This window comes from Reichenbachiella sp., from assembly GCF_965233835.1.
GTDB lineage: Bacteria > Bacteroidota > Bacteroidia > Cytophagales > Cyclobacteriaceae > Reichenbachiella.
In genome coordinates this window covers 369,487-383,770 of the sequence record NZ_OZ247585.1, presented here as the reverse complement: position 1 = coordinate 383,770, position 14,284 = coordinate 369,487, and the positions used below count along the sequence as shown (strand labels likewise).

Genomic DNA, 14,284 nt, shown 5'->3' with positions numbered 1-14,284 from the left:
CTTCAGGATATTTGTTCCTGAAGACTTTTTTATTTCTAGCCCATGAACATTGCCTTAGCAGACCTATCCGAGCATAGGACTAAGCTGTTTCCATTTACGCTTACGCGTCCCGTCGCGGATTTACGTGTCGGTATCTTAACGATCCGTGAAAAGTGGGAAAAGCATTTTGATCAACCCGTAGCATTCCTTGCTGTCCCAGAATTGCAAGGGAAGTACCCAAAGCTGTCAGAAGAAATTCAATTGATTATTAATGGAGCTGTTTGTCCAGACCTTGCCTTGATGGATGCCATTCGTTCACTCAAGAAAAACGAGCTGCTTAAAAGTGGCGAACTTTTCATAGCAGCCAAAGGTGTTTTTAATCCGTATGACCCATCAATAAATTTAAAAGGATATCAACCGATTGAATACCAAAATGCTTGTACAGCAATCAATCGCAGTTGGGATATATTTTCTAACAATAAGCAACAACTCCGAGCGGACTATGAATTGCTCACCAAGGATAGGGTATCACAAAAAATAAATGATCCACATACCATAGTGTATGGTGATAAGGTATTCTTGGAAGAAGGGGTAGATATCAAGGCTGCTATTTTGAACGCGGAGGAAGGTCCTATCTATTTGGCCAAAAATAGTATTGTGCAAGAGGGGGCTACTATAAGAGGACCATTTGGCCTGGGTGAAAACTCCAGAATAAACATGAATGCTAAGATTCGTGAGGGGGTAACGATTGGACCAAATTGCAAAATTGGGGGTGAGGTGTCAAATTCTATTGTTTATGGAAATTCCAACAAGGCGCATGATGGCTATTTAGGGAATGCGGTTGTAGGCGAATGGTGTAACCTCGGCGCAGACACGAATAATTCCAATCTCAAAAACAACTATAATGAGGTTAAAGCATTTGATTTTGAAACCAATGAATTTATCAAGACAGGCCTACAGTTTTGTGGCCTGTTCATAGGTGATCATTCAAAGACTGCGATTAATACGGCACTAAATACTGGCACCACCATTGGAGTGTGTTCGAATGTATTCGGAAGTGGATTCCCGCCGACATACATTCCTTCTTTTTCATGGGGTGGAGGAGAGAAATTGATTACCCATAAGTTTGAAAAAGCGATAGAAACGGCTAGAAAAGTTTGGGCCAGAAAGAATATCAAAGAGACCAACGAGGACGAAAAGATTTTAAAACTATCTTTGACCGCTCGACCAAAAAATAGTCATGAGATTTGCAGATATCCCCGGACTTAGCGAAGCCAAACAACAACTGATTCATGCCATCAAAGGCAATCATGTGGCCCATGCTCAGCTCTTTTATGGGCAGGAAGGTTCGGCGAATTTGGCACTGGCATTGGCCTATGCCACGTATATCAATTGCAAAAACCCATCTGATACTGATTCGTGTGGTACTTGTGATTCATGTACCAAAATGGACAAACTTGTTCACCCTGATTTGCAATTTGTATATCCAGTGAGTTCTACCAAAAGTGTAACAGGCAAGAACGTCGTTAGTTCAAGTTACCTAAAAGAATGGCGAGCATTTTTGAGTGCTAATAAGTATGGGAGTCTGGTGGATTGGAGCGAGCACTACGGTGCAGAAAACAAGCAGGCCAACATCTCCAAAGAAGAAAGTAGAAACATCATAAAATCCTTGACACTTAAGTCCTTTGAGGCCGAGTATAAGGTAATGATCATCTGGTTGCCGGAGTATATGAATGTATCTGCGGCTAATGGGATTCTCAAAATTTTGGAAGAGCCGGCCGAAAAGACACTTTTTCTTTTGGTGACCTGCGAGTATGAAAGATTACTCACCACCATTCTATCAAGGTGTCAGTTGTTTAAGGTACCTGCCTTTAGTGATGAAGAACTTGAGCAATATCTGATTAATAAGAAAGGGGTAGAGGCTGGAAAGGCAAAGAAAATTGCAGCATTAGCAGAAGGAAGTTTGCAAGCGGCGGTAGAAAACATTGATAGTACAGAAGATGACGCTCATGTGATGTTTCGGGATTGGATGCGTCAGTGCTGGGTGAAAGATTTTACCTCTTTAAACAGCACGAATGATTCTTTCAATAAGCTAAGCAAAACAGCCCAAAAGCTTTTTTTACAGTACGCACTGAATATGATGCGCCAGGCAGTTGTGTCTGAGTACTTGGTAGATGAAAAGGAAAAACTGAACGATTCGGAAAAAGACTTTGCGGTAAAGTTTGGTAAGGCGCTCACCACCCAAAAACTTGAGAAGATTAGTGAAGAATTTAGCAAAGCGCATTATCATCTGGAGCGCAACGCTAATGTGAAAATATTATTTTTGGACCTGTCGTTAACAGTCGGCAGAATCATGACAGCAGCATGAAAATAAAGATCGGAACGAGGGGAAGTAAGTTGGCGTTGTGGCAGGCCTATCATGTTCAGGACTTGTTGAAGAAGCAAGGAGTTGACTCAGAGATAATTACTATCGAAACTAAAGGAGATAAGATCCTGGATGTTACCATAGCAAAAATTGGAAGTAAAGGAGTTTTTACAGAAGAGATTGAAGAACAACTTGGAGACGGCCGAATCGATATTGCTGTTCATAGTGCTAAGGATATGCAGTCTACCCTACCAGACGGGTTTGAATTAATAGCTTTTGGAGAACGTGAAAAATCTCACGATGTATTGGTAAGTCACCAATCTATAGATTTGGAGCAAAAAGATCTGGTATTGGGAACTTCTTCCACGCGACGATTGGCGTTTTTGCAAAAATATTATCCACATATTCAAACCGTACCCGTTCGTGGAAACCTTCAAACGAGAATTCAAAAAATGAAGGATGGTGCTTGCGACGCTTTGTGGCTTGCTTATGCAGGTGCACATAGGATGGAATTCGATGATATGATCGTTCATGAATTCGATCCAGAGAAGTTTGTTCCTGCGGTTGGCCAAGGCAGTATCGCTATTGAAGTAAATACCTCATTGGACCAGGAAAAAAAAGAAGCTGTTCGTCAGGCTGTGAATCACGAAGCGAGTGAAAAATGTTTGATTGCAGAACGATCATTTCTTAAGAAAATGGATGGTGGTTGTAGTATTCCTGTCTTCGGTTTAGCGACGATTAAAAATGACGTACTCACGCTTTGCGGTGGTATAATCAGTTTGGACGGTAAAATAACTGTTGAAAAATCGTGTTGCTCAACGACAAACGCAGCGCAAAAAGTTGGAGAGACTTTGGGCGAGTACATTTTGGACAACGGCGGTCGAGAGATATTAGAGGAAATTAGAAAACATCAAGCAGAATAGAATGACTTTAAGGAGACACTTAATATTAGTACTTACTTTTTCAATGGTACTTGGTGCATGTGCCCAGGACCAACCTGCTTTTTCTGTCAAGAAGTACACAAAAACTGAGGACAAGAATGACTTTTTAGTAACCATTCATACGTCTCTTGGAGACATGAAAGCAGTGCTTTATGATGAGACGCCTTTGCACAGAGACAATTTTCTCAAGCTAATCAAAGAGGGTGCGTATGACAGTACCATATGGCACCGCGTGATTAAGGAGTTTATGATTCAAGGAGGAGGAATCGACATGAAGCCGAATGCACCTAAGAAGGCAGATAGAATCCCAGCAGAGTTTGATCCCAGGTTATTTCATGTAAAAGGTGCTTTAGCGGCAGCCCGGCAAGGGGATAGAGTAAATCCTGAAAAAGCGTCTAGTTGGTGTCAGTTCTATATTGTACAAGGGAAAACGTGGACAAAGGATGAGCTTACCCTAGATCAGCAAAAGTTGAATGCAGGCATTGGAAAGCTATTGCAAAACGATAAACATCTAGCGTTGAGAGAAGAACTCATTGCTATGCAGGAGAAGAGAGACTTTGATGGCATGAACAGACTGGTAATGAGCAAAGCTTCTCTGGTAGAGTCGGAATTGGGGATCTCAGTAAGAAAAGACGTAAGCCAAGATCGAATAGATGCCTATACCACCATCGGCGGCGCTCCGCACCTGGACGATGCCTATACTGTTTTTGGTCAGGTGGTCGAGGGTTATGATGTGATAGATAAAATTGCTGCAACAAAGACTATTAGGGAGAAACCTATTGAGAGCCTCTACTTATCTATTGAGGTAGAAGAAGTTCCCAAAAAGAAGCTTAGTAAGCGGTACGACATCAGCTACCCTGAAAAGTAAGGATAGATATTTTGCCAGATTCGGGCAACTGCTGAGCGGTGGTTACTGAGGTGATTTCACTTATAAACCACCTTGGTTTACAGAAAATTCTCTATTTTGTGGAGCTAACCCAAAAAAATTGATAGGCTGTGCCCATCTTAGGAGAACAAAAACTGGTAAAAAAACTAAAGGGAGGTTGTCACCAATCCTTTACTACACTCTTCCATTTGTATGCTAAAAAGCTGTATAACTTTTCATACAAATACACCCAGGCTCATGCCGAATCTGAAGAGATTGTACAGGAGGTTTTCCTTAAAATTTGGAATAAGCGAGACACGATCAATCCTAAGCTTTCGTTTAATGCTTTTTTGATAACTATCGCCAAAAATCACATCTTTAATAGAATAAAAAAAGAAGCCAGCCGAAAGCAATACCGAAATCAAATCGAACATTCTGAGCTTGTAACAAATGAAACTGAAAGCAAGGTCATTTTTGCAGACCTAGAGCAAATAGCTAAAAGTAAAATTGAAGACCTTCCACCAAAAAGAAAACAAATTTTTCTACTGAGAAGAGATTCAGGCATGACTGTAAAGGAGATTGCTCAAAAATTGGGAATCGCCGAAAGCACAGTAGAAAACCAAATGAACAAGGCGATAAAAACTTTAAAAACCAACCTTTCTAAATTTTCATAAAAAAAATCGAATACAGAGTGGGTGCTGTTGAGTGTTTGTCTGTATTAAATATGTAAACTATCAAGCGATTGGATTTTTTAAATAAGTATCGAGCTTTTAAAGCGGGCCAACTATCTCAGAAAGAAGCTGAGGATTTTGTGGCATGGATGAATTCGAAAGAAGGGGAAGAAAAGATTTTGGGAGATATTGAAAACGATTGGAATTATCTTGATGCCAAAGAGGCTACTGATGAGACCAGACTAGAATCGATACTTACTCAAATCAAGGCTGAAACTGGAGAAGAAGGGGCTCGGGAATCAAAAGTCCATTTTTTCTCAAAATTAGTAGCTGCTGTAGCACTTTTAGTTGTATTTGCAGGGTTGATCTATTTGATATTTCCGGAGTTGCAGACCCTAAACCAACCTCAGCGAATTGTAAAAACCAATCCTAGTGGTCAGAAATCTACTCACTTCTTACCAGATGGTAGCAAGGTGTTTTTAAATGCTGAAAGTTCCATCAGCTATGTCCGCGAGTTCGAAGGTGATAAAAGAGCTATTGAATTGAAAGGGGAGGCCTATTTTGAGGTAACCAAAAATCCTGAAAAACCATTTGTAGTTAAATCAAAGGGATTGTCTACTACCGCACTTGGAACAGCTTTTAATGTTCGAGCTTACGCTAATGAGAAGAAACTTGGTATTGCGCTTACAGAAGGAAAGGTAAGAGTGACCTCAAACGGCTTAGAAAAGGAATTTTTCTTAGCGCCGGGAGAACAGCTACATTATTCTTCAGATTCGAAAAGAATCTCAAAATCAAAGTTTGACTCCGATGAAATAGTAGGATGGAAAAACGGATTAATCAAGTTTCATGATGCAAATTATGACGAGGTGAAAAGTAGGCTGGAAAGGTGGTTTGGTGTTCGCATTGTGAGCAATGTAAATCCTTCGAAAGAATGGAAATATACCGGATCATTTGAAAACCAGTCGCTAGAGATGATTTTGGAGGGGATGAAACTGACCAAAAATTTTGAATATACAATGGAGCAAAAAAAGGTAGAAATTATGTTCAAGTAAAATCTGGCCTATGCTAAAAACCTTTACTAGAATTGTCTTTCTTGGTTTGGTATTTTCGTACTCTGTATTTGCCGCGCCTGGCGATGAAAGCAAGTATGATAATATCAAAAACACCAAAGTCAGTATAATTCTGAAGGAGGTTTCTATTGAGCAAGCATTTCAGCTCATCGAAAAAAACACTGATTTTCGATTTGCTTTTGATCAAAGAGATATTGATCCCACCGTAAAAATTAGCAACACCGATAAGAACATACCACTTTCCGAGCTGCTCCTAAAAATTTCGGAAAAAAGTCAGCTCAAATTCAAACAAATCAACAATACCATCAATGTCTACAAGAGTATAACCCATAGAGCTGTCGAAAGAGGGGCATTGCACCATTTTAAAGTAGCAGGTCAAATTTTAAATGAAGAAGATGGTTCGCCGCTAGCCGGAGTTTCTATTAGAGTCAGTGGTTCCAATATTGGCATCATTTCAGATTTGGATGGTGATTTTGAACTAACTATTCCGGGTCAAACAGCTAAGTTAATGATATCCTATGTGGGCTTTGAAACAATCAAGGTGGACGTAGAGCCTTCCATGAATAAGCTGAAAGTAGGAATGAAAACGGATCTACAAAGTCTAAATGATGTAGTAGTAGTGGGTACAAGGTTCAATCCGAGATCCGTTTTAGATTCACCCGTGCCTATTGATAATATTTCAGGTCAGGAATTAGAAGCTACAGGACAGCTTACGCTAGACCAAATGATCAACTTCAAAATGCAGTCCTTCAATGCCTCCCAACAGACAATATCTGATGCCACAGCACATTTCAATCCGGCAGATTTGAGGGGTTTGGGTCCTTCGCGTACACTTGTTCTTATTAATGGTAAAAGGAAAAACCCCAGTGCGCTGGTTTATATCAATGATACGCCAGGAAAAGGTGAAGTGGGAGTAGACATGCAGAGTATTCCTATAGGAGCTGTAGAACGAGTGGAAATATTAAGGGACGGGGCCTCAGCGCAATATGGTTCAGATGCCATTGCTGGAGTTATCAATATAATCCTAAAAGAAGATACAGAAGAGACAATCATTAATGCTTTTTCGGGAATCACAACTCAGGGAGATGGTTTGCACTATGGATTAAGCGCGAATACCGGTTTTGACCTGTTTGGTAAGGGCTTTTTGAATGTTACCACCTCATTTAAAGAGCAAGAATATACGAATAGAGCAGGAAAGCCAGGGACGGATGAATTTTTGAATGATGAGAATTTTGAAGACTGGGTAGCTGAGAACCCAGATTTAGGGATGATTGTTGGTCAGCCTGACATGTCTACATTTGATGTATTCTACAATGCAGACCTACCCATAAATGACAATGCTGAGCTTTATTCCTTTGGAGGTATCACATTGAGGAAAGGCACGAGTTTCGCATTGTATCGAACCCCCTATTGGGTCCCGGACCCGGACAATATTTTTCACAAAGATGATGAGGTCTATAATGGATTCCACCCAACCTTTGAAACTGACATCAAAGACCATACTCTCGGATTTGGTGTTCGAAGCAATATTCGAGATTGGGCCGTAGATATAAGCGCTGTGTCAGGAGCTAATACCGTTGCCTACCATATCGGTCAAACCATGAACCCAGCATTAGGAAGACAAAGTCCCACACGTTTTGAAGCTGGGGGATATGAGTTTCAAAACTTTGTCAATAATATAGACCTATTTAGGCGCATAAATAATTTCAATATTGGATTTGGTTCTGAATTCAGAACAGAACGTTTTCAGGCCTTTGCAGGCGAAGAAGCCTCCTATGAAGGAAATGGGTCTATTTCATTTCCTGGTATTAGACCCACAGATGAGGTGGATGAAAATCGATATAATGTAGGCGTTTATACTGACCTGGAATACGATAATGAAGTAATCTTAATTGGGGGAGCGGCTAGGTTTGAAAATTATGATGACTTTGGTAAGAATTTCACTTGGAAGATAAATTCTAGATATAAACCTTTTGGAGACTTAGTAGCTTTTAGGGCTTCAGCAAGTACTGGTTTTCGAGCACCCTCTTTGCACCAAATCTATCTAAGTAATGTGCAAACCTTGGTGTCTGATGGTACCATATCTAATCAAGGAACCTTTAGCAATCATAGCCCAGTGATCCGAGAGTTGGAAGTACCGAGATTGACTCAGGAAAGTTCGCTAAACTTCTCTGTGGGAATGGCTCTACAGCCAATTTCTAAACTAGAGATAACACTTGATTATTATGATATTCAAGTTGATAATCGCATTTTATTTACAAATGAAATAGGGTCAGATGGCGACCCAAGTACGAGGACAGTGCTTGAAGATACACTCAGTTCTTATCAGGTGACTAGTTTAAAGTTTTTTATCAATGCAGCAGATACAAGAACAAAGGGAATTGATGCTGTGGCTACCTACCGCGAAATTCTTCTCGGAAATGGGCTTTTGGATATCAACTTTGCCGCTAATCTCAATTCTACAGCCATAGAAAGTGCCATTCGAACACCTGAACCAATAGCTCGTTCAGGCAATGAAATATTTAATAGAAAGGAACAGGCGCGTATTATTTCTGCCCGACCGGCAAGCAAATTCCTTTTAGGAATGGACTACAGCCTTGGTAGACTTTCCATGGGGCTTCGTTTCACAAGGTTTGGGGAAGTCACATGGAAACACGCTGAAGATCCAATAAAAGATCAGACGTTTTCTGCTAAGATAATTACAGATTTAAACATGAAATATCGTTTAAGTCAAACGGCCTCTTTTGGGCTTTCAATAAATAACCTTTTTAATGTTTACCCAGACGAAGTAGACCCTAAAGGTGATCCGATCACCAATCTGGGAGGACGCTTCAAATATGCCTGGGAAGTCAATCAGTTTGGATACTTGGGAACGACGGTTTTAGCAAAATTGAATCTCAAATTCTGATTTTTTCAAATTTGTAATTTGAACGACATAGAAGAAGTTTTATGAATGGTTTTAAAACAGGACTAATGGTATTGTACGATTAGGATTGTTATTTATATCACTAACGGACGTTAGTATTAATTTTTTGTATAACACTAAAACCAAACTTTATGAAAAAAGTTTACTCAGCATTAACCGTAATGCTCATGTTATCGGTTACTGTTGCCTTTGCCCAAAAAACGGTTTCGGGTACGGTAACAGATGGATCATCCGGCGAGCCACTCGTAGGGGTGAATGTAATAGTAAAGGGGTCGGCCAATGGGGCATTGACTGACTTGGACGGTAATTATCGTCTCGAAGCGACGGAAGGATCAATATTGATGTTTTCGTTTGTTGGATATAGTACTTCAGAGGCTACAGTTGGAACAGCAAGTACAATTGACATCTCGCTTACCGAAGATGTGACTAGTCTTGATGAGGTGGTTGTCACTGGATTAGCTACTTCTGTAAAACGCTCGAATTTGGCTAGTTCTGTTGCTACGGTAAACGCTAAAACTCTCACAGGAATTACGAATCAATCCAATATGGATGGCGCCTTATATGGTAAATTTAAAGGAGCTGATATCCGTTCTAATTCTGGAGCTCCAGGAGGGGGTATCTCAATGAGACTTAGAGGTGTGACTTCCATCTTTGGAGATCAGCAGCCACTATTTATTGTGGATGGTGTGTATGTGGATAACTCTACGGTTTCTATGGGTAACAATATTGTGAGTGAAGCAGCCGGTGGGGGTAACCCATCTACAAACCAAGATGACGCTTCAAACAGAATCGCCGATATTGACCCAGAGGATATTGAGAATATCGAAATTCTAAAAGGTGCATCAGCGGCAGCCATTTATGGTTCTCGTGCTGCTGGGGGTGTGGTGATTATTACTACCAAAAGAGGAAAGGCGGGAAAAACCGTTGTTAGTTTAAATCAAACGGTTGGTTTGAGACAAGCTACTCAGCTCTTAGGTTTAAGAGATTGGACACCAGCCACTGCTGGAGCGATTGGTGGACAAGCAGCTGCCGATGCGGTTACCAATGGTACTTTGAGAGACTATGAAGATGAAATTTTTGGAAATACAAGAGTTTCAAATACCACTCGTTTATCAATTTCTGGAGGTCAAGGAAATACCGACTATTTCGCTGGCATTACCTATAAGAATGAGCCTGGTTTAGTTGATAATACGGGTTATGAGAAAGGTTCTTTTAGATTGAACATTGGTCAAAAATTTAACGATTGGTTGGATATTTATTTGACTAATAACTATATCAATTCCACTTCGGATAGAGGGTTTTTTAACAATGGTAATCAAAACAGAACCATTGGCTATGCCTTGGCCTTCACTTATCCATGGGAAGATTTATCTCCTGTGAATGGTGAATATCCTGCCGGTGGAGCTGGTTCAAATGCTTTGGAAACCATTGCACTAACAACAAATAGAGAACAGGTAAACAGATATATTGGTGGAGCTACAGCAAATATTAAGTTGTTGACTCAAAAGAATAATCAATTGAAGTTGGTTTTGCAGGCCGGTCTAGATCAGTATTCCTTGAGAACAACAAGTATTTTCCCACAGGCTTTGTCTTATTTTTCAGATCCCAGTTCTTTAAGAGGGGCGTCTATTTCTGGTTCTACAATTAATACCAATTATAACTTGACGGCTACTTTAGTACACTCTTTTTATATGGATAATGGATTGAGTTTCACAACCCAGGCAGGTAGTTTTATACAGGATTTTGATAGAAACACGGTAATTACCACTGCAACCTCCTTGATAGGGTCTCAAACTAATTTGGGTCAATCTACAAATGTAGGTACACAACAGACTATAAGGCCGCAACAAGACAAAGGCTTTTTCGTCCAGGAGGAAATCAATTTCGATGATAAAATTATTGGTACTGTCGGCATTAGAGGGGACAAGTCTACAAATAATGGTGATGCCAATAAGATGTATTACTATCCAAAGGCAAGTTTAGCATTAAATCTGCATGAGTTTGACTTCTGGTCAGTGGATGCGATAAGCAATATTAAGCCAAGAGTAGCTTATGGACAATCTGGTAGATTTGCCAATTTCAATGATCGTTTTACGGTCATGAATGCACAACTGATTGGAGGGGTTTCAGGATTAAGTCCAGGTAATTTAGAAGGAAATCCTGACGTAGGCCCTGAGCGTCAAATAGAATTGGAATATGGTATAGATTTAGGGTTTCTGGATAATAGAATAGGTGTTGATGTATCATTCTATAATAAGAAGATGGAAGATGTGCTTTTGAGAATTAATAGGCCAACTTCTTCTGGATTTACTCAGAAGGTACAAAACGCTGCTGAATTAGAAAACAAGGGTATAGAGTTAGGACTTGATGCTTCTATTATACAGACAGGCGATATTAAATGGAATGCCAGCGTAAAATGGTGGAGAAATCGTTCGAAAATCACCAGATTAGATGTGCCGGCTTTCAATGTAGGTGGATTTGCAGCAGCACTAGGGCAAATGAGAATTGAAGAAGGAAAGTCGGCTACTCAGATAGTTGGTACCTACATTGCTGGTGATTTTACTGCAGATGAAATTGCAGAATTCGACCCTGATGGAGATGGATTTAGAGTGTATGGAGATGCTGAAGCTGATTTTCAAACCTCATTGTATAATCAAATTAGCTGGAAGAATTTTGACTTCACTTTCTTATTGCACTGGAAAAAAGGAGGCGACGCTATCAATTTGACTACTTTGCTATATGACTTAGCGGGTACAACTTGGGATTATGAAGATACTGACATGGATCCTGAGGGAGTACTAAATAATGGAGACTATAGATCAAGTCAGGCTTTTGCCAATGCTGATCCTGTAGTTGAGGATGCGGGTTATTTCAGACTCAGAGAGGTAGGTTTATTTTATACATTACCTAAAAATTTGGTTCCTCAGGTGAACAAAATTAAAGTAGGGTTTTCAGGACGAAACTTGATTAACATATTTGATTACAACAGTTACGACCCTGAGTCATCTAACTTTGGTAACAATGTGTTGGCTAATAATGTGGAGGTTACTCCATATCCGGCATCAAGGTTCTACAATTTCCACTTGAATGTTACATTCTAAAAAGACTAAAGTATCATGAAAAATATATTTAATAAAGTATTCATATTGAGTGCATTGATCTGGTCAGTCTCTTGTAATCTCGATGACGTGCCAAATCCTAATGCTGCGTCTGTAGGAGATTTCACCGATGGGGCAAGTAAGACAGATCTAGATGCACTAGCAGTTGGTTTGGAAGCAGTAATGAGAAATGATTTACATTTCCACTATCAGACCACAAGTATCCTGGCTAGAGATTATTATGATCTCACCGGAATTGACCCAAGGTTTACTCAGGAGATCTTAAAAGGGCCTCTCGATAATAATGGGTTTATCACCACTCGTTCTTATGCCGCTTGGTATAAAATTGTACAGTCTGCCAATTTATTAGAGCTAGCTACAAATAACTCTGTAACAGCCTTGACTGATGCAGAATTGAATAGCTATTTGGGCTACGCCAAAACAATGAAGGCATATTCATTACTTATGTTATCGAGTAGACAGTACACCAATGGTATTAGACTTGACGTAGAAGATAAGGATAACTTAGGCCCGATTGTAAGTTATGATGCTGCGTTAACAGGAATAATGGAGCTATTAGACGAGGCTCACGGTGACCTAACAGCGGCTAGTGAGAGCTTTGCCTTTCCTATCAGTACAGGTTTTGGTAATGCGAATGATGAGGACATATTGGCTGGCGACTCATTCTTTCTTACGGCAGAGTTTGCTAAATTTAATAGAGCAATCGCTGCTAGAACCGCCATTTACCAAGGAGACAAAACAGCTGCAATGACGCTATTGGGGGATTCATTTATGGATATGACTGCAAGCTTAAATCGTGGTGTTTGGCACATTTTTGGTCAAGGAGGAAATGACCTTACTAATCAGCAGTTCTACATACCAAATCAGAGTGCTAATGAATTTATGGCACATGATTCATGGGTAGCTGATGCTGATGTGGACGATAATAGATTATCCAAAGTAGGTCTGTTTATGGTAGAAGTTGAAAAAGATGTTTGGGAGGCTCAAACTCAAACTTTTGATGGGCTTTCAGCAGATTATCAGGTAAGGTTGTATTCAAGTTTGACTGCGCCTATATCAATCATTAGAAATGAGGAGTTAGTCCTACTTTATGCAGAAGCTAATATTGGGACAGATAACGCAGAGGCAGTGGTAGCTCTGAATGTCATTAGAAATGCTGCTGGATTAGCTGATTATGCTGGCGGTACGACAGATGCTGACCTGGAAAATGAGCTTCTGGTTCAGAGAAGGTACTCTCTTTTTGGAGAAGGTCATAGATGGGTAGATTTGAGAAGATTCGGTAGAATGGATGAAATTCCATTGGATCGTGCTGGTGATAATGTGATCGATGCGTTCCCAACACCAGTTAATGAAAATGAAGTATTAGGGGGCTAAAAGCCGAATACCTATTGATAATAAAAAAACGCCATTCAAAGGGATGGCGTTTTTTTATGCTTTTTATAAACTGAAATTATTCTTCATCGAGCATGTCTATATCCTGAATCAAAACTCTTTTAGAAATGGCTTGCCCGGTCTTTGTAGCCGCCAGCCCTCCAAGGGCAGTTTCTTTATAGCGAGTTTCCATACTTTGTCCCACTTCTCCCATGGCATCGGCACATTCGTCGACTGGAATTACGCTGTCTACATCTGATAGGGCAATTTGAGCGGACGAGTTAGCAATAGCTGCAGCACTTGCATTTCTAACTACACAGGGCACTTCTACCAAACCTGCTACTGGGTCGCACACCAATCCGAGCATGCATTGTAGGGTGACAGCTACAGCATTGAACACTTGATCAATGTTTCCTCCTAGGCAATAAACTATACTGCCTGAGGCCATTGCCGCTGCACTTCCAGTCTCTGCCTGACAGCCGCCCACGGCACCGGCAAGAGATGCTTTTTGCTCAAGAATCAGCGCAATTCCTGCACTTATCAGCAGTGCTTCATAGATCTTTTGATCTTCAGTGTCATGAATTTTTTGCATGGTGGTAAGCACTCCAGGCAGAATGCCAGACGCACCTGCGGTAGGTGCTGCAACTACACGACCCATACAAGAGTTTACCTCCTTGGCAGATAATGCACTTGAAATCAAAGTCTGAAATTCTTTAGAAAGGACCACCGTTTTGTTTTGTGCTACCTTTTTTGCACCGTTTTTGATCATTCCCGAATGAGAAGACATGTCTTCGGTCAGGCCGGTTTCCACGGCTTCTTTCATCACCTGATAGGCCTGGGCCAATCCAGACCAAATCTCATCTTCTTGAGCACCTTTTTGGTCGATTTCATATTTCAGTACAGGCTCATACAAGGGAATGCCCTCTTTTTCACAAAGGGCTTTCCAGCCTTTGAAATCTTCAAATAGAAATGACATG

General features: G+C 40.5%; 10 protein-coding genes. 9 read left to right on the top strand and 1 reads right to left on the bottom strand.

The annotated features are described in order from the left end of the window. Positions 1–42: 42 nt before the first annotated feature. The 9 genes from ACO6S2_RS01615 to ACO6S2_RS01575 all read left to right on the top strand — a co-directional run bounded on the left by ACO6S2_RS01615 (position 43) and on the right by ACO6S2_RS01575 (position 13,310). Positions 43–1,248: a putative sugar nucleotidyl transferase gene (locus tag ACO6S2_RS01615; RefSeq protein ID WP_422360770.1), complete on the top strand. Its 1,206-nt coding sequence runs from the start codon at positions 43–45 to the stop codon at positions 1,246–1,248. Continuing rightward, positions 1,220–2,347, top strand: a complete 1,128-nt coding sequence (locus ACO6S2_RS01610; protein ID WP_422360769.1) for an ATP-binding protein — start codon at positions 1,220–1,222, stop codon at positions 2,345–2,347. Before ACO6S2_RS01615 ends, ACO6S2_RS01610 begins: the two co-directional genes overlap by 29 nt. Then, positions 2,344–3,267, top strand: a complete 924-nt coding sequence (hemC, locus tag ACO6S2_RS01605) for a hydroxymethylbilane synthase (RefSeq protein WP_422360768.1) — start codon at positions 2,344–2,346, stop codon at positions 3,265–3,267. The genes ACO6S2_RS01610 and hemC overlap by 4 nt, the downstream gene beginning before the upstream one ends. A gap of 1 nt (position 3,268) precedes the next feature. Beyond that, positions 3,269–4,153: a peptidylprolyl isomerase gene (locus ACO6S2_RS01600; protein WP_422360767.1), complete on the top strand. Its 885-nt coding sequence runs from the start codon at positions 3,269–3,271 to the stop codon at positions 4,151–4,153. A gap of 128 nt (positions 4,154–4,281) precedes the next feature. Continuing rightward, a complete protein-coding gene (locus tag ACO6S2_RS01595; RefSeq protein ID WP_422360766.1) occupies positions 4,282–4,824 on the top strand; it encodes an RNA polymerase sigma factor in 543 nt (180 codons plus the stop codon). A 68-nt stretch (positions 4,825–4,892) separates the two neighbouring features. After that, positions 4,893–5,873, top strand: a complete 981-nt coding sequence (locus ACO6S2_RS01590) for a FecR family protein (protein ID WP_422360765.1) — start codon at positions 4,893–4,895, stop codon at positions 5,871–5,873. Between the two features lie 10 nt (positions 5,874–5,883). After that, on the top strand, positions 5,884–8,799 hold the full coding sequence (locus ACO6S2_RS01585; protein WP_422360764.1) for a TonB-dependent receptor: 2,916 nt from the start codon (positions 5,884–5,886) through the stop codon (positions 8,797–8,799). Between the two features lie 149 nt (positions 8,800–8,948). Beyond that, positions 8,949–11,918 carry a SusC/RagA family TonB-linked outer membrane protein gene (locus ACO6S2_RS01580; RefSeq protein WP_422360763.1) on the top strand — a complete coding sequence of 990 codons (2,970 nt, stop codon included), beginning with the start codon at positions 8,949–8,951 and terminating at the stop codon, positions 11,916–11,918. Between the two features lie 15 nt (positions 11,919–11,933). After that, positions 11,934–13,310 (top strand): RagB/SusD family nutrient uptake outer membrane protein, encoded by a 1,377-nt coding sequence (locus tag ACO6S2_RS01575; protein ID WP_422360762.1) that lies wholly within the window; start codon positions 11,934–11,936, stop codon positions 13,308–13,310. A 76-nt stretch (positions 13,311–13,386) separates the two neighbouring features. On the opposite strand, the gene sdaAA is transcribed toward ACO6S2_RS01575, so the two are convergent. Further along, complete coding sequence (gene sdaAA, locus ACO6S2_RS01570; RefSeq protein ID WP_422360761.1) at positions 13,387–14,283, bottom strand: L-serine ammonia-lyase, iron-sulfur-dependent, subunit alpha; 897 nt, start codon at positions 14,281–14,283, stop codon at positions 13,387–13,389. Position 14,284 lies beyond the last annotated feature (1 nt).